This is a genomic window from Pseudoalteromonas sp. SWN29 (assembly GCF_015864465.1).
Lineage (GTDB): Bacteria > Pseudomonadota > Gammaproteobacteria > Enterobacterales > Alteromonadaceae > Pseudoalteromonas.
In genome coordinates, this window is the sequence record NZ_JADYXE010000029.1 from 23,269 (window position 1) to 41,773 (window position 18,505).

General features: G+C 38.7%; 14 protein-coding genes. 7 read left to right on the top strand and 7 right to left on the bottom strand.

Translation table 11 applies throughout. The features are described 5' to 3' along the window. Nucleotides 1–107: 107 nt before the first annotated feature. The 7 genes from I6F53_RS12285 to dnaA all read right to left on the bottom strand — a co-directional run bounded on the left by I6F53_RS12285 (nt 108) and on the right by dnaA (nt 9,995). Complete coding sequence (locus I6F53_RS12285) at nt 108–557, bottom strand: hypothetical protein (RefSeq protein WP_197239725.1); 450 nt, start codon at nt 555–557, stop codon at nt 108–110. 267 nt (nt 558–824) lie between these two features. Further along, nucleotides 825–2,894 (bottom strand): glycine--tRNA ligase subunit beta, encoded by a 2,070-nt coding sequence (glyS, locus tag I6F53_RS12290; protein ID WP_197239726.1) that lies wholly within the window; start codon nt 2,892–2,894, stop codon nt 825–827. 2 nt (nt 2,895–2,896) lie between these two features. Further along, on the bottom strand, nt 2,897–3,799 hold the full coding sequence (gene glyQ / locus I6F53_RS12295; RefSeq protein ID WP_007584197.1) for a glycine--tRNA ligase subunit alpha: 903 nt from the start codon (nt 3,797–3,799) through the stop codon (nt 2,897–2,899). Between the two features lie 135 nt (nt 3,800–3,934). Further along, on the bottom strand, nt 3,935–6,367 hold the full coding sequence (gene gyrB / locus I6F53_RS12300) for a DNA topoisomerase (ATP-hydrolyzing) subunit B (RefSeq protein ID WP_197239727.1): 2,433 nt from the start codon (nt 6,365–6,367) through the stop codon (nt 3,935–3,937). Nucleotides 6,368–6,379: 12 nt separating this feature from the next. Then, nucleotides 6,380–7,474: a DNA replication/repair protein RecF gene (gene recF / locus I6F53_RS12305; RefSeq protein WP_008138030.1), complete on the bottom strand. Its 1,095-nt coding sequence runs from the start codon at nt 7,472–7,474 to the stop codon at nt 6,380–6,382. A 15-nt stretch (nt 7,475–7,489) separates the two neighbouring features. After that, nucleotides 7,490–8,593 carry a DNA polymerase III subunit beta gene (gene dnaN, locus I6F53_RS12310; protein WP_024599960.1) on the bottom strand — a complete coding sequence of 368 codons (1,104 nt, stop codon included), beginning with the start codon at nt 8,591–8,593 and terminating at the stop codon, nt 7,490–7,492. A 13-nt stretch (nt 8,594–8,606) separates the two neighbouring features. Next, complete coding sequence (gene dnaA, locus I6F53_RS12315) at nt 8,607–9,995, bottom strand: chromosomal replication initiator protein DnaA (protein WP_010555148.1); 1,389 nt, start codon at nt 9,993–9,995, stop codon at nt 8,607–8,609. Nucleotides 9,996–10,513: 518 nt separating this feature from the next. Here dnaA and rpmH point away from each other — a divergent pair. The 7 genes from rpmH (at nt 10,514) to mnmG (ending at nt 18,503) form a co-directional block, all read left to right on the top strand. Further along, a complete protein-coding gene (rpmH, locus tag I6F53_RS12320) occupies nt 10,514–10,648 on the top strand; it encodes a 50S ribosomal protein L34 (RefSeq protein ID WP_004335215.1) in 135 nt (44 codons plus the stop codon). A 7-nt stretch (nt 10,649–10,655) separates the two neighbouring features. Continuing rightward, entirely contained in the window at nt 10,656–11,078 is a 423-nt protein-coding gene (gene rnpA / locus I6F53_RS12325; RefSeq protein WP_197181273.1) for a ribonuclease P protein component, read from the top strand. A 129-nt stretch (nt 11,079–11,207) separates the two neighbouring features. Then, the gene (gene yidD / locus I6F53_RS12330) at nt 11,208–11,483 is read left to right on the top strand and encodes a membrane protein insertion efficiency factor YidD (protein WP_197239728.1); all 276 of its coding nucleotides are present in this window, start codon (nt 11,208–11,210) and stop codon (nt 11,481–11,483) included. Between the two features lie 8 nt (nt 11,484–11,491). Then, complete coding sequence (gene yidC / locus I6F53_RS12335) at nt 11,492–13,129, top strand: membrane protein insertase YidC (RefSeq protein ID WP_197239729.1); 1,638 nt, start codon at nt 11,492–11,494, stop codon at nt 13,127–13,129. Between the two features lie 135 nt (nt 13,130–13,264). Then, entirely contained in the window at nt 13,265–14,629 is a 1,365-nt protein-coding gene (gene mnmE / locus I6F53_RS12340; protein WP_165729271.1) for a tRNA uridine-5-carboxymethylaminomethyl(34) synthesis GTPase MnmE, read from the top strand. A 1,106-nt stretch (nt 14,630–15,735) separates the two neighbouring features. Beyond that, entirely contained in the window at nt 15,736–16,185 is a 450-nt protein-coding gene (gene mioC, locus I6F53_RS12345) for an FMN-binding protein MioC (protein WP_024591277.1), read from the top strand. 428 nt (nt 16,186–16,613) lie between these two features. Further along, nucleotides 16,614–18,503, top strand: coding sequence for a tRNA uridine-5-carboxymethylaminomethyl(34) synthesis enzyme MnmG (gene mnmG, locus I6F53_RS12350; RefSeq protein ID WP_010555145.1), 1,890 nt, complete (start codon nt 16,614–16,616; stop codon nt 18,501–18,503). Nucleotides 18,504–18,505: the final 2 nt, after the last annotated feature.

Consider the following 18,505-nt stretch of genomic DNA (forward strand, 5'->3'; position numbering starts at 1 on the left):
GAATTCCGAATTAGAACTAATATTTTATAGAGACTTTAACAGATGAATAAACTAACTACACTTAGAAACTTATAAATGAAAGGCTAAGCTTACTATTTATCCTTGCTCTATTTCTTCGTTATCGTCACTTGCGGCTTGTCGTAGTCACTGTAATCAATACTTACTATGTATGTGCCTTTTATCGCTGGTGTGTAACTAAAGTAATTATAAATAGTATTACAGTCTGCGATAGCTGGCTGGCCGAGTGTTAGTTTTTGGCCTGCAGGTTGTGCATCGCTGTAACCGCAGTTGTAACCTTCGCTAAAATCGGCATCTGCTATTTTAAATTCGTACACTTTACCAGGGCTTGAAAACTTTACTTCTGCTTGATAAAGCGCAGGGCCAACTGGCGCAAACTGATACTGAGGTTCTGCATCCCACAATGTAAAGTCGCCACGTAAGTAAATTGTGCGATCAAGCTCTTGCTGTGGCAATACATCGTTAATCGAAATTTGACTAGTACAAGCAGTAAGTAAACCAGCAATTGCTAAGGTTAAAATTCGTTTCATAGAAATCATCAATGGGTATCCTTTGCGTACAGTGAAAACTAAAAAGCCAGCAAAACGCTTAATGCCGATCAGTTAGTCACTTTTTTGAATAATTAGTCATGTTTTATTCAAATATAGCTAAGAAAAAAAACTAGCTGTAAACAATACTGAATGTAGGTGAAACAAAGGTTTCAGAACTATTTATCAAAATTAGCCTGAAACCCTTAATTTTATTGATTTCACCTTAAGTGAACGGCATTACAGCAAAACGCTGGCTTTTAAAATTGCTAATCGGTGTTATTTTTGTAAAACAGAAATATCTGCAATACCTAAAAACAATCCGCTTAGCTGGCTTAATAGCGCAAGACGATTTTGCTTAACTGCTTCATCGTCGGCCATAACCATTACGTTGTCAAAAAAGTTATCAACACTTTCACGAATACCCGCCAATTGGCTTAATGCTTCTTGGTAGTTACCGTCTGCGTAAAGTGGTGCAAGGTCAGTGGCAAATTTTGCTACTTGTGATGCTAATACTTTTTCAGCGTCGTCGCTTAACAAGCTCTCATCAACACTACCTTGGCTGGTAATGTCATTTTTAGCCAGAATATTACCTACGCGCTTATTAGCGGCTGCAAGCGCTTCTGCTGCGTCTAATGTGCGGAAGTGGCTCACGGCTTTAACGCGGCGATCAAAATCAACTGGTTTAGTCGGACGACGTGCAAGCACTGCTTGAATTACGTCTACTTCAATACCTTCGTCTTGATACCACGCACGGAAGCGCCCTAGCATAAATTCAAATACATCAGCTGATACATTTAAGTTAGTTAACTTGTCGCCAAACAATGTTTGCGATTTAGCCACTAGGTCTAAAATATCAAGTGGTAATTCTTTTTCTACCATGATGCGAAGAGCACCAATAGCAGCACGACGAAGAGCAAATGGGTCTTTGTCACCTTTTGGTGCTTGGCCTATACCAAAAATACCCACCAGCGTGTCAAACTTATCAGCAATCGCTACTGCGCAGCTAATTAAATTTGTAGGTAAGTTGTCGCCAGCAAAGCGTGGCATGTACTGCTCGTTTTGCGCTATAGCTACATCTTCGGCTTCACCGTCATGGCGAGCATAATGCATTCCCATTACACCTTGCACGTCGGTAAATTCCATTACCATCTCAGTCATTAAGTCTGTTTTACTTAATAGACCAGCGCGCTCTGCTAATGCTTTATCGGCACCTAATTGCTCAGCAATATAACCTGCAAGCTCACTAATGCGCGCAGACTTATCTTTAAGCGTACCAAGTTGCTTTTGAAACAATACACTATCAAGCGACTCTAATCGGCTTTCTAGTGTTTTCTTTTTATCTGTTTCAAAGAAAAACTGTGCATCAGCTAAACGTGGGCGTACTACTTTTTCGTTACCAGAAATAACCACACTTGGATCTTTACTTTCTATGTTAGATACAAACAAAAACTTATTTAAAAGTTTGCCGTTTTGATCTAATAACGGGAAATATTTTTGATCGTCTTTCATGGTGTAAATTAACGCTTCGGCTGGTACATCTAAAAATGCTTCTTCAAATGTTGCCGTTAAAGTAACTGGCCACTCTACAAGTGATGTTACTTCTTCTAGTAAATCTTCATCCATAGCAACAACAGCGTTAACTGCTTTTGCAGCCTCTTCTATTTGTGCACGAATTTGCGCTTTACGTTGCTCGTAATCGGCAATAACGTAAGCCGATTTAAGCACGTCAAAAACGTCATCTGCATGGTTAATGCTAATTTTTTCTGGGTGATGAAAACGATGACCTTGGAGCTGGTTAGTTATTTGCTTACCAAGGATCTCACCTTCAAGTAACTCATCACCAAACAAAATAGTTACCGTATGCACAGGACGAATAAATTGTGTTTTATTCGCGCCCCAACGCATTGGTTTAGGAATTGGTAATTTAGCTAACGCTTTAGTAATTGCACCCGTCATTAGCGTTTTGGTTTCTTGCCCTGCTACTTTAGCAATGTGCAATAACCATGCGCCTTTATCAGTCTCAAGTGTTTGTGCATCTTTTACTTCAATACCACAACCACGTGCCCAACCCATTGCTGCTTTTGTTGGATTACCTTCACCGTCAAATGCGGCTTTAGTAGCTGGACCGCGTTTTTCAACTTCTTTGTCTTGTTGCTTAGCTTCAAGCGCTTTTACTTGTAAACCTAAACGACGAGGCGATGCATACCAGCTTACGCCTTGGTGTGCTAATTCTAATGTTTCTAGCTCTGCAGTTAAGTTTGCTGCAAAGGCTTCTGCTAGCTTACGCAGTGCTTTTGGTGGCAACTCTTCGGTGCCAATTTCTACTAATAAATTTTGTGCTGACATGCTTACTTATCCTTACACAGCGGGAAACCAAGCGCTTCGCGTTTGTCATAGTAACTTTGTGCACACGCTTTTGATAACGCACGTACGCGTAAAATATAACGTTGGCGTTCTGTTACCGAAATAGCGTGGCGTGCGTCTAGTAAGTTAAATGCATGCGATGCTTTCATTACTTGCTCGTAAGCTGGTAGTGGTAAGTTAGCTTCAATTAACTTTTGGCTTTCTGCTTCGCATTTATCAAACTGAGCAAATAAGTCTTCTACGTTTGCGTGTTCAAAGTTATAAGTAGACTGCTCTACTTCATTTTGATGGAACACGTCACCGTAGGTTACGCGCCCTAGTGGACCGTCTGCCCATACTAAGTCGTAAATACTATCTACGCCTTGAATGTACATTGCTAAACGCTCTAGGCCGTAAGTAATCTCACCTGTTACAGGTGAACATTCAATACCGCCAACTTGCTGGAAGTAGGTAAATTGCGTTACTTCCATGCCGTTTAACCAAATTTCCCAACCTAAGCCCCAGGCACCTAATGTAGGTGATTCCCAGTTGTCTTCTACAAAGCGAACTTCGTGAGTTAGTGTATCGATACCCATAGCCGCTAAAGAGCCTAAGTAAAGCTCTTGGATGTTATCTGGCGATGGCTTTAAAACTACTTGAAATTGGTAGTAATGTTGTAAGCGATTTGGATTTTCACCGTAACGACCATCGGTAGGACGACGACACGGTTGCACGTATGCACTCGCCATTGGCTCTGGACCAATAGACTTTAAAAATGTTTGCGGGTGAAATGTCCCTGCGCCCACTTCCATATCAAGTGGTTGAATAATGACACAGCCTTGCTGTGCCCAATAATCCTGTAAAGCCAGGATCAAACCTTGAAAGGTTTTTACGTCATATTTTTGCATATTTGGCTTTTTACTATCTAAGAAGTAGCGTGAAAATTACCCTTAGTATACCGTGTGTACACTCAGGTTTTAAGCAGTTTGTGTAGAAAATAAAAAAGGAGCCATTAGGCTCCTTTTTCAATGTAAGTAATATTTTTACACGTCTAGGTTAACTACACGTAGTGCGTTATTTTCAATAAACTCACGACGAGGCTCTACTTGATCGCCCATTAAGGTCGCAAATAATTGATCCGCGCCAACAGCATCTTCGATCGTTACTTGTAACATACGGCGAGCACTAGGATCCATTGTGGTCTCCCAAAGCTGGCTTGGGTTCATTTCGCCCAGTCCTTTATAGCGTTGAATATAGATCCCGCGCTTCGATTCTGTGATCAACCATTCCAAAGCATCCACAAAGTTATCAACAGGTTTTGTTTTCTCACCACGTTGAATATATGCACCTTCGCTAAGGATGTTTGCGATGTTAGTACCAGTCACAGCAATGCGTTGGTAGTCACGTGACGCAATAAAGTCATAATGAAGTACGTGCGCTTTATCAACACCGTGCTGACGAATATTCACAACCGGGTAATACATATTACGCTCAGCATCATGCTCTGTACCAGCATGGAAAATAGTCGCATCTTCATCACGTGCAATCAGGTCGTCAACCAACACTTTAGTCCAAGCAATTACTTTAGCTTCGTCTGAAAGGTCATCAGTTTTCAATTCTGTTTGATAAATTAAGCGTTCCATTACCGTGTTAGGGTATTTACGCTTTAAACGCTCAATTACTTTAACTGTGTTTTGATAATCGTGAACTATTGACTCTAGTGCCTCACCTTCAAGAGCTGGTGCATCTGTACTTGCATTTGCATACAACGCTGCACCATTAAGAGCAAGCGATGTTAGGTATTCAACTAATGCAGGGTCATCTTTAATATAACGCTCTTGCTTACCTTTTTTCACTTTATAAAGTGGTGGTTGAGCAATGTAAATATAGCCGCGTTCTACAATTTCAGGCATTTGGCGATAGAAGAATGTTAATAGTAACGTACGAATGTGAGAACCATCCACGTCCGCATCGGTCATGATGATAATACGATGATAACGTAACTTTTCAGGATTATATTCGTCACGACCAATACCACACCCTAATGCAGTAATTAGTGTTGCTACTTCTTGCGAAGATAACATTTTGTCAAAACGTGCTTTTTCTACGTTTAAGATTTTACCTTTAAGTGGAAGAATAGCTTGGTTTTTACGGTTACGTCCCTGCTTGGCTGATCCGCCAGCAGAGTCCCCTTCCACTATATATAGTTCAGATTGGGCTGGATCTTTTTCTTGGCAATCAGCTAGCTTACCTGGTAAACCAGCTAAGTCCATTGCACCTTTACGACGTGTCATTTCACGGGCTTTACGCGCCGCTTCACGAGCACGTGAGGCATCAATAATCTTACCTACTACAATTTTGGCATCAGTTGGGTTTTCTAATAAAAACTCAGTGAATTTTTCAGCCATTGCTTGTTCAACTGCTGACTTAACTTCACTTGAAACTAGCTTATCTTTAGTTTGCGATGAGAACTTAGGATCAGGAACTTTAACACTAACAACAGCCGTTAAGCCTTCACGGGCATCATCACCGGTAGCATTGCTGGTTGTTTTAGCTTTTTTGTTAAAGCCTTCTTTTTCCATGTAGTTATTAAGTGTACGTGTTAGCGCTGATCTAAAACCGGCTAAGTGAGTACCACCATCACGTTGTGGAATATTATTTGTAAAACAGTAAATGTTTTCTTGGTATGCATCATTCCACTGCATTGATACTTCAACGCTAATACCATCTTCTTCACGCTCATGAGTAAAATGGAATACACCTTTGTGTATAGGTGTTTTATTACGGTTTAAGTATTCAACGAAAGCTTGAATACCGCCTTCGTATTTAAAGTGGTCAGATTTATTTTCTTCACGTTCATCATTTAAAATGATGCTCACACCTGAATTTAGGAATGAAAGCTCGCGTAAACGCTTAGCTAAAATTTCGTAATGAAAATCTAAGTTTGTGAATGTTTCACCACTTGGCCAAAAGCGTAGTTCTGTACCAGTCGTGTCCGATTCACCAATAACAGCTAGAGGTGCATCTGGCACACCCATAGTGTAAAACTGCTCATGAAGTTTACCTTCACGGCGAACTGTAAGTTTTAGTTTTTCTGAAAGTGCATTTACAACAGAAACACCAACACCGTGTAAGCCACCTGATACTTTATAAGAGTTATCATCAAACTTACCACCAGCATGAAGTACCGTCATAATAACTTCGGCTGCTGATACGCCTTCTTCTTCATGAATAGAAGTTGGGATACCACGACCGTTATCTCGTACTGAGACAGAACCGTCTAAGTGAATCGTTACGTAAATATCATCACAATGACCTGCTAAGGCTTCATCGATCGAGTTATCAACGACCTCAAACACCATGTGGTGTAAGCCTGTGCCATCATCGGTGTCCCCAATATACATTCCAGGACGCTTTCTTACTGCGTCTAATCCTTTAAGTACTTTAATACTCGACGAGTCATAATTCTCAGACATGGTTAATCCCACTTATCTTGTTATTAGGTTGCCATGTTTCACGTGGAACATTTGTAGTTCTCGTTGCATGGGTTCCACCACAGCAGAAATACTTTCAGACAAAATTGAAGAGATAAAAATTTGAGAACTGCAGTGAGCAAGTAATTGACCCACTTTCTCTTTTGTATCTTCGCCTAACTCTGAAGGTAGATCATCTATTAGCAATATAGATTGCTTATCTGTCTCTGACTCAATTAAGCTATTTTGCGTAACTTTTAACGCATACAATAGTAACTTTAATTGACCGCGTGAGAACGTATTCTCTACACTGTTGCCAGCGACACTAAAACTAAAATCAGCCTTATGAGGGCCTTTACTTGTAAACCCTTGGCGAGCATCTCGCTCAAAGTTTTGCTCTAACGCATCTGCAAGAGATTCAGTCTCTTTCCAACCTGCGTTAAAGGTCATTTCTAAATCACGTACAAGCGTTAATTCTGCACACATTTTATCAAAAAATTGCTGCTTAAACCTACTTATATACGCCAATCTTAATTTATTTATTTCTTCAGCCAGTCTAACAAATTCTTTGTCCCAAAACTTAATTTGGTCAAAATAATTCTTTGGCTTAGTTTTTAACAACGCATTGCGTTGTTTAAGTACTTTATTAAATGACTGCCATAAAAAAAAGAACTCATGTTCCACGTGGAACAAACCTAAATCTAAAAACTTTCTGCGCTCTTTCGGCCCACCAAAAAATAAGGAGTAACTCTCTGGTGTGATAATTTGTACAGGCATAAGCTGAGCTAGCTCAGATATTTTACGGCTCGCCTTACCTTGAATTTTTAAATTAGTTTCACCCGTTTGGGTTTTACTAATACCAATTGGAATAGATAAGTCGTGTATCGTTTTTCGTCCGTGAATTACAAACTGCTCTTGCTGATGCGCAATAATACTTTTGTGTTTTGGAGTACGAAAAGATTTGCCGTGAGAAAGGTAATAAATAGCCTCTAAAAGGCTGGTTTTTCCGCTGCCATTTTCACCATAAATTATATTAACGCCGTTGACTGGTTCTAACGTCAGCGCCTCAATATTACGAAAATATTTGAGGCTCAAATGACTTAAGCTCATTATGTATTTATAATCTTATAAACGCATAGGCATAACAACATACATTGCTTCTTCATCACCAGCGCCTTCAATTAAGGCACTGCTATTTGAGTCGGCTAATGTAAATAGTACGTCTTCTGTTTTTAGAGTGTTAAGTACGTCTAATACGTAAGACACGTTAAACCCTATTTCTAGGTCTGCGCCTTCGTAACTTACTTCAACAACTTCTTCAGCTTGTTCTTGCTCTGGGTTGTTAGCCGTAATTTTTAATAAGCCGTTTGATAAGTTTAAGCGTACACCACGAAACTTTTCATTAGATAAAATAGACACACGTTGAAACGCATTTCGTAACCATTCGCGGTTAGCTGTAATTACTTTGTCGCCACCGCGCGGTAATACACGACGGTAATCAGGAAAACGTCCATCAACTAGTTTACTTGTAAATGTAAACTCAAGATCGATAATACGAATATGGTTGGCACCAAACTGAATTGTTACCAATTCATCATCAGCGACCATAAGACGCATAATTTCTTGCACACCTTTGCGAGGTATAATTAATTGGCGTTGAGTATTAAGCGATTGCGTTAATTGCTTTTGCGCTATAGCTAAACGGTGACCATCTGTTGCTACTGTTTTTATATCGGTATTATCTACTTCAAACGACATACCATTTAGGTAATAACGTACGTCCTGATTGGCCATTGAAAAATGCGTGCTTTCGAGTAACTTACGTAACTCTAAACGAGTAAGTTGAAATTCAACTTCTCCATCCCACTCTTCTAAATTTGGAAAATCATCAGCAGATAAAGTCGTTAATGAAAAACGGCTTTTACCACTAGTTAAAAGTAATTGGTGCTCTTGCAAGCTTAAAGTAATGTCCGAACCATCTGGTAGACTTTTACAAATATCGAGTAACTTTTTAGCGGGTAACGTTAGTTTTGTATCGGCAATATCATCACCTACAAATACGCCAGAAACTAATTCAATTTCAAGGTCAGTACCCGTCATTGAAAGTTGTCCGTTTTCTACCACTAACAAAACGTTAGATAAAATTGGCAACGTGTGTTTGCGCTCTATTGCGCCCGACACTTGCACCAATGGCTTTAAAAATTGTTGTCTTGATATTGTTATTTGCATAATAAAGTCAGCCCTAAGATGACAATGTTCTTATTAAGTTTTGGTAATCTTCTTTAATTTCGTGGCTTTCGTCACGTAGTGATTTTATCTTACGACATGCATGTAATACGGTCGTATGATCGCGTCCACCAAATGCGTCACCAATCTCAGGTAAGCTGTGATTAGTTAATTCTTTAGATAATGCCATAGCTACTTGGCGCGGCCTCGCTATAGAGCGGCTGCGGCGCTTAGATAACAGATCTGATATACGAATTCGATAGTACTCAGCAACGGTGCGCTGAATATTGTCTATGGTAACCAGTTTATCTTGCAAGGCAAGTAAATCGCGAAGCGCTTCTTTTACAAAATCGATAGAAATTGGACGACCGGTAAAGTTAGCGTTAGCAATTACACGGTTAAGTGCACCTTCTAATTCACGTACGTTCGAGCGTAATTTTTTGGCAATAAAAAAAGCAACTTCGTGTGGTAAGTTAATCTTACTTTGCTGGGCTTTTTTCATCAAAATAGCAACGCGCGTTTCAAGCTCTGGTGGCTCTATCGCGATTGTTAATCCCCAACCAAAACGTGATTTAAGCCTATCTTCAACGCCTTCAATCTCTTTAGGATAACGGTCAGAGGTTAAAATGATTTGTTGGTTACCTTCGAGCAATGCATTAAAGGTATGAAAAAACTCTTCTTGTGAACGCTCTTTGTTAGCAAAAAATTGAATATCATCAATCATTAATGCATCAACACTGCGGTAATAACGCTTAAATTCTTCTATCGCATTATTTTGTAGTGCCTTTACCATGTCTTGGACAAAGCGTTCTGAATGCATGTAAACAATTTTAGCATCTGGCTTATTTGCCATAATGCCATTACCTACCGCATGTAATAAATGAGTTTTACCTAAACCAGTACCGCCGTATATAAATACAGGGTTAAAAGCAGAGCCAGGATTGTCGGCAACTTGTGTGGCCGCAGCTTTTGCTAATTGGTTAGATTTACCTTCAACAAAGCTGTCAAAAGTATAATTTTCTTTAATGTTAGATTTGTAACCTGACTTAGGTGCAGGTTCAACAACTGGCTTTTGCTCGCGAGGCTGTTGTTTTGCAGAAGCGTGTGCACTTGGTGCCGATTGAGTTTCTATAACCGGTGCAGCTTGTGCATTTAATAAAGGTTTACTACCTACATCAAAACGTAGTTTTGGTGCTTCAACACCACAAATCTCTACTAATAATTCGTTAATTCTATTTAGGTACTTTTCTCTCACCCAATCAAGCACAAAGCGATTAGGTGCATAAATCGTCAAGGTATCTTCGGTACTTTCTGCTTGTAGCGGTCTTACCCACATACTGAATTGCTGCGAAGGCAGCTCATCTTGCAATACATATAAACAACTTTGCCAAACCGACAGATACACAGTTAAACTCCCAGAGATATAATTTTTATTCCCGCACATCATTAATGATTATAAATCATACATTTATTGCGTTCAAATGGTCCAATAAGCGACCCAAGACCGCGTATTATGAAGACACTTTATCCACAAGTAAAAGATTGATTTTTATAAAATTGTTGACATCGATGTATAAAATCATTAACAAGCTGATTTAAAACAGTTTTTATTTTAGATCCTGAGAGGAGATCATAACAAAATAACACCAAGATCGCGAACCAAATTTACGATCCAATTTACTTTTCCCCTGCTTTTATTCACTTTTTATACAGGGGCTGTGGAAAACTTCTTATTTATGATGATCCTAACAGATCGCCTTATATGATCTCTTATATAGTAGTAGGTGGGTTATATACCCTTAACGTAATTATGATTGACTTTACATTACTTACTCTATAATATCTCGCGCTCGCAATGGCACCTATGCCAGGATCGCGACCTGTATAGGATGTTTTAACTTTAACCGATCGGATGAGATTGTTATGAAAAGAACTTTTCAACCTAGCGTTTTAAAACGCAAACGTGCACACGGCTTCCGTGCTCGCATGGCAACTGTAAATGGCCGTAAAGTATTAGCACGTCGCCGCGCTAAAGGCCGCAAAGTTCTTTCTGCTTAATTTATAAGTGGAAGACTTTAGCTTTGGCAGGGAGTTACGTCTGTTAACTCCCTCGCATTACTCTCGCATATTTAATGAACCCGCTCGGGCTGCAACTCCTTTCTTTACTCTATTAGCTAAACCAAATGACCAAGAAAAACCTCGGTTAGGTCTTACTGTTGCTAAAAAACGTGTAAAAAAGGCATGCCAACGAAACCGTATTAAACGTCTCGCTCGCGAAAGTTTTCGTTTAAATCAACACAGCATCGATAATATTGATATTGTGCTTATGGTTAAAAATGGTATTGATGAGCAGTCTAATGAAGAAATAACCAAACAACTTACTAAATTATGGCGAAAAATTAACGAACGCTGTAAACCAGGTGCACCAAAACCGCCACCTTTTAAGAAACGCCCAAACAAATCAGCTAAATCTAACAAACAACCCTAATTGCAATAGAATTGCAGGGTTAATTAATGTATCTTTAGCTCACCTTTTAATCATGCATTTAAAATTTCTAATTGAGTCTTTAAATACATGATATCTATCTCACTAAACTTAAGTAGGGGCATAAACATCATGAGGTTACTTAAACCACTTGTTGCTTTACCAACTTATTGTTTAGTGTTATTTATCCGCGGTTATCAAAAGTGGATTAGCCCGCTGTTAGGTCCGCATTGTCGTTTTAATCCAACCTGTTCTAGTTATGCTATTCAAGCAATTAAATTGCATGGATCGGTAAAAGGTAGTTGGTTAGCTTTAAAACGCATATTAAAATGCCATCCTTTACATTCAGGTGGAGAAGACCCCGTCCCTGAAAAATTAACCCATATTAACCACCAACACGAGAAATAAGAGCTGTTATGGAATCGCAACGCACGTTTTTATTAATTGGCCTAATGCTAGTGTCGTTTTTATTGTTCCAAGAATGGGATAATGATTACAACAAGCCTAAAGTCGATCCAAGTGCCACAACACAAACACTACAAGCAAATTCACCAGAGTCGGATGATTATATCCCTTCATCGTCAGATTCAGGTTTACCCGCTTCAGCAACTTTAGCTAAACGTTCTGTAATTAATATCACTACTGACGTTTTTAAAGTTAAAATTGACACCAAAGGCGGTGATATTGTTGAAGCAGATCTTCTTCAGTATGAAGATACCAAAGGTAGCGACACACCTTATATGCTTCTTGGTGAGCTTATTGAAGGTAGACAATACTTTTCACAAAGTGGCTTAATTGGCTTAAATGGCCCTGATGCATCAGCTAATGGTCGCCCTACTTATAGTACCGAACAAAAAACATATACCTTAACGGGTGATGAGCTTCGCGTTCCACTTCAGTTTACTGATAGTAATGGTGTTAACTTTACTAAGACGTACGTATTCAAAAAAGGTCAATATGATGTTGGTTTAGAATACAAAGTTAACAATACAACAAGCACACCACTTCAAGTACAGCTATACACGCAAATTAAGCGTACCGTACAAGAAAAAGGCAGCATGGTTGACCAAAACTATTTAGGTGCTGCATACGGTACTGACGAAGAACCTTACGAAAAGTATAGTTTTTCTGATATGGCTGATAAAAACCTAAATAAGAGTACACAAGGTGGTTATGTTGCCTTTATTCAGCATTACTTTGTAAGTGCTTGGGTTCCAATGCAAGATCAATCAAATACAATTTATAGCTTAATTACAAAAAGTAATGCCGCTATTATTGGTGCTAAAGACCCTGCTGTAAATATTCAAGCTGGTAGTGAACAAACACTAACTGCTACTTATTATATGGGCCCTAAAGAGTCAGATATTCTTGAAGCGATTCACCCAGACCTAGACCTAACTGTAGATTACGGTTGGTTATGGTTTATTTCGCAACCTTTATTTGTATTGCTAAAATGGCTACACAGCATTTTAGGTAACTGGGGTGTAGCAATTATTGCCATCACTATTATCGTAAAATCGTTAATGTACCCACTTACTAAAGCGCAATACACTTCAATGGCTAAAATGCGTGCCCTACAGCCTAAAATGGCAGCCCTTAAAGAAAAGTTTGGTGATGACCGTCAAAAGTTCGGCCAAGCAACTATGGAAATGTACAAAAAAGAAAAAGTTAACCCAATGGGTGGCTGTTTCCCTATTTTGCTACAAATGCCAATTTTCTTAGCCTTGTTCTACGTATTCTTAGAGTCTACTGAACTTCGCCATGCTGAATTTATTTTTTGGTTAAATGACCTTTCTGCACAAGACCCGTACTACGTACTACCAATATTATTTGGTGCGAGTATGTTTGTGACGCAAAAGCTACAACCTATGACGGTTACTGATCCAATGCAGCAAAAAATGATGACCTTTATGCCGGTTATCTTCTCTGTATTCTTCTTATGGTTCCCATCTGGTTTAGTTCTTTACTGGTTAGTGTCTAACCTTATTTCTATTGTCCAGATGTTAATCATCTATCGTGGCATGGAAAAGAAAGGAATTAAAGTAAGAGGCTAACTAAGCTCCTACTTATATAAAGGCGACTTCGGTCGCCTTTTTTATTGCCTGTTTTTCACCACAGCTATTCGCTACAAATAAATCGATAGGTTACAATACGGGCATAAAGTTACTCATCGTTGGCAAATTAATAGCATGATCAATCAAGATACAATTGCAGCACAAGCAACAGCACCTGGACGTGGTGGTGTTGGTATTATTCGCGTTTCAGGTAGCCTTGCTAAAAGTGTCGCCGAAAAAGTAGTAGGTAAAATACCTAAAGTTCGCTACGCCGATTATGTGCCATTTAAAAGCCTTGCTGGCGAGCAACTTGATCAAGGTATTGCCATTTACTTTGCAGGCCCTAACTCATTTACTGGTGAAGACGTACTTGAATTACAAGGCCATGGCGGCCCTGTAGTGCTGGATATGTTACTTAAAGAAATTAGTAAAATAGAGGGCGTTCGATTAGCAAAGCCTGGTGAGTTTTCTGAGCGCGCATTTATGAACGACAAGCTTGATTTAACACAAGCTGAAGCCATCGCCGACTTAATTAATGCTACCAGCGAGCAAGCCGCTAAAAGCGCCCTACAGTCTCTCCAAGGTGAATTTTCTAAGCACATAGAAACACTCGTAGAAAAAGTAATTCACTTACGTATGTATGTAGAAGCAGCAATAGACTTTCCTGATGAAGAAATTGATTTTTTATCCGATGGTAAAGTGTCAGGCGACTTAGACGCGATTATTACTCAGCTTAACACTGTAACCAACCAAGCCAAGCAAGGCAGCATCATGCGCGAAGGTATGCGTGTTGTTATTGCAGGTCGCCCTAATGCGGGTAAATCAAGCCTGCTTAACGCTCTAGCCGGTCGTGAAGCCGCAATCGTAACAGAAATAGCCGGTACCACTCGCGACGTACTAAGAGAGCATATACATATAGATGGTATGCCACTGCATATTATAGATACAGCAGGCCTACGCGAAAGCCCAGACAGAGTAGAGCAAATAGGTATTGAGCGTGCATGGGATGAAATAAACCAAGCCGACCGCGTTTTATTTATGCTTGATGGCACTGACACTATAGATACTGACCCGCACAAAATTTGGCCTGAATTTATGGCAAAATTACCAGAAGGTATGGGGGTTACGGTCATCAGAAATAAAGCTGATTTATCGGGCGACATAGTCGGAATGGAGCAAGAGCAACAATACCCGGTAATCAGCTTAAGTGCTAAAAATGCTGACGGTATTGAACTTGTTCGCGAGCATTTAAAAGCGTGTATAGGCTTTCAAGGCGCAACAGAAGGTGGCTTTATGGCGCGCCGTCGTCATTTAGATGCACTAGAAAGTGCTGCGTATCATTTAGAAACGGGTAAAACACAATTAGAAATGCACATTGCTGGTGAAATACTCGCTGAAGAACTGCGTTTAACACAACAGCATTTAAATGAAATTACAGGCGAATTTACCTCAGATGACCTACTTGGCAAAATATTTAGCTCGTTTTGTATTGGTAAATAAACACCCTATTACAGATATATTTTTATTATAAGAGCACTTAGGTGCTCTTTTTTTATGTAAAATATTCTGCTGTAAAATATGTATTTATACACCTGATGCCTGCAAATTACTGCCAATAAAATCATATCCAAAACTACCTTTGTTACGTGCTAAGAGAGGTCAGATTATATAGAGTAGGCAATACTGAGAGTGCTTATTGGGGGAATTAATAGCACAAATTACACCTATTATTAAGACTAAAACCAATGCCTTTTCAAACAACCGCACGCTTTAATAGCGTTATATGTCATACAAAAAGTAGTTATAAATAGCTTCCTTATACTTACTTTAGCTCACAAAAATGCACTAAAACACACCTCATACACGCAAAAGATGATGCTATTCGCTCAATTAAAGAGCTAAAAAACACTGATTAGTACTCTAAAAAGCTTACTTTTGACAACATATAATTTGATGATCACTGTGATTTTTAAATAAAATAACTCAACTGCTAAGTATTCAAAACTTTTGATCTGCTTACTCCACCAGCAAAATTAATAAAAATAGCAGCTCTAAACTCGCATAAAATTAAAAATACCGAGATCACTTATCCACAATACCTAATTTTCAGCTCAAATAAATACCAAAACTAGGTAAATCAGCTGCAAAAACCTCATGATCAATTGTAATTTATCTATTTATGAACTTATTTTTAATTAATTTCATTAGATCTGCTTTATTAGATCATTTTTAAAAATTATTTTCGATCTAAATTTAAGGTTATCAACAGGCTTTATATCCACATTATGATCAACATGTATTTTTAATTAAGATATTTACAATTTAATTCTTTACTGACAAGTAATATCAATAACTTAGCGAATATAAAACAACCTAAAAAAGCAGTTTAAGCAGAGCTTTCCCCACTGTTATCAACAACTTGATCAGAAGATTACATTTAAAGATAATTTGTTAAACACTATATTATCAACAACTTAAAGACACAATTTTGAATGAGTGTAAAATTACCGCAAAAATAGTTATACAAAAAAGCACTCTTAACTTTACTGTTATCCTCACTCAGTTATCATAGGCGGCAATTAAAACCAATGTGATCACTAATATTCATGAGTTCAGTAAATCTTATTGTCGGCAGCCAAATGGGATCAGCCGAGTATGTTGCAGAGCAATTAAGCGACGCGCTTAATAACCTTGGTATTACTACGCAACTACATGATCAACCTGAATTTAGCGATATTGATCAGCAAAATACCATTTGGTTAATCTGCACATCAACTTATGGTGCAGGTGATTACCCTGAAAATCTTATTAGTTTTGTTGAAGATGTAACTCAAGCAGATGATTTATCTGAATTAAAATATTCAGTAATCGCTTTAGGCGACACTAGTTATGACACTTATAACCTAGCAGGACGTAATATAGATGCCTTATTAACTCAAAAAGGCGCTATAAAAGTAGCAGAACGTTTAGAGCTTAATATTCTCGATGAAGCACTACCAGAAGACACTGCATTAACATGGTTGGATTCTTGGATAGCTCAAACAGGCATAAAATAGATAGATCAAGTAAAAAGTTATATATAAAGTTACCCACAATTTACTAATAATTTAATAGGTTTTGTGGATAAAGATTGAATAAACTGCGTTTTAAAGCATGCTTATCCATTGGATAAGATCCAACTGATTCAACCCTGTGCATAAAGTGCCTTTTTGATCAGAGCTTATTTGCTGGATGATCCGATCATATTAACACCTTTAGATCTGATCTAATTTCATGTTTTAAATGAAGATCTAAACCTTATCAACAGAAAATTCGATCAGTAGTAGTAATAGTAATAAAAGATCTCTTTAAAAGATCCTTTATATTATTAGAGATCACATACTTAGATCTTGCCCTTTGTTTAATCATTTATCTTCTGCCAATTTCTAGGTAGAATACGCTCCCTTTTGAAGTTTACCGGTTTGATTTAAGTAGGATCCCATTAATGATTTTTCACGAAAATTTTGACGTTATCGTAGTAGGTGGTGGACATGCTGGCACTGAAGCCGCATTAGCAGCTGCCCGTATGGGGATGAATACCCTGCTACTGACTCACAATATGGATACCCTTGGTCAAATGTCTTGCAACCCAGCAATTGGTGGGATTGGCAAAGGTCATTTGGTAAAAGAGATCGACGCTCTTGGTGGTGCAATGGCACAGGCCATTGATAAAGGCGGGATCCAATTTCGTACACTAAATTCTTCAAAAGGACCTGCTGTTCGTGCTACTCGAGCACAAGCAGATCGCGCTTTGTACAAAGCGGCTATTCAAACAACATTACAAAACCAAGATAACCTTAAGATTTTTCAACAATCATGTGATGATCTTATTGTTGAAAACGATCGTGTTACTGGCGTAGTAACTCAAATGGGTTTACGTTTTAGTGCACCAAGTGTTGTTTTAACCGTGGGTACTTTTTTAGGCGGCTTAATTCATATTGGTTTAGAAAATTATAAAGGCGGTCGTGCAGGCGATCCTCCTTCAATCGCTTTAGCTGATCGCTTACGTGAACATCCATTTAGAGTTGATCGTTTAAAAACAGGTACACCTCCACGTATTGATGCACGTACTGTTGATTTTACAAAAATGGAAGCACAGCCAGGTGATACACCAACTCCTGTGTTTTCGTTTATGGGTAAACAATCAGATCACCCACAACAGATACCGTGTTACATAACTTACACAAACGAAAAAACACATGATGTTATTCGTAAAAACTTACATCGCTCACCTATGTACTCAGGTGTTATTGAAGGTATTGGTCCACGATACTGCCCTTCAATTGAAGATAAAATTGTTCGTTTTGCAGATAAAGATAAACATCAAATATTTGTTGAACCTGAAGGTTTAACATCATACGAATTATACCCAAATGGTATTTCGACTAGTTTACCGTTTGATGTACAACTTGAAATTGTGCAATCGATTACAGGTTTTGAAAATGCACATATTTGTCGACCTGGTTACGCAATTGAATATGATTACTTTGATCCACGTGATTTAAAACAATCTTTAGAAACTAAATTTATTGAAGGTTTATTTTTTGCGGGTCAAATTAACGGTACAACTGGTTATGAAGAAGCCGGTGCACAAGGCTTAATTGCAGGGATGAATGCTGCACTAAAAGTACAAGGCAAAGATTCTTGGACACCACGTCGTGATGAAGCTTACGTGGGTGTATTAATCGACGACTTAGCAACATTAGGTACAAAAGAACCGTACCGCATGTTTACCAGTCGTGCCGAATACCGTTTATTACTTCGTGAAGATAATGCTGATATTCGTTTAACTGAAAAAGGCCGTGAACTAGGTTTAGTTAATGACGAACGCTGGCAGGCATTTAACGAAAAAATGGAAGTAATCGAAAAAGAGAAGCAACGCATTAAAGATACGTGGATTCATAAAGATCACGCCGTTGTAGAACAAGTAAATGCATTACTGAAAACACCGCTTACACGTGAAGCAAGTTTAGAAGAATTACTTCGTCGCCCAGAGATTCGTTATAACGATCTTATGGCTATAGAAGGATTAGGATCTGAATTTACAAACAAAGCGGCACTTGAACAAGTTGAGATCCATACTAAGTACGCAGGTTATATTGCGCGTCAACAAGATGAGATCAACAAACAGCTTCGTCATGAGCAAACAATTTTACCAAAAGAGTTTGATTATAAAACCGTATCTGGTTTGTCAAATGAGGTAGTTGCCAAGCTTATTGAGTCGCGTCCTGACACTATTGGTCAAGCATCGCGTATTTCTGGTATCACCCCAGCGGCGATTTCGCTATTATTAGTGTATCTGAAGAAGCAAGGCTTATTACGCAAATCCGCGTAACG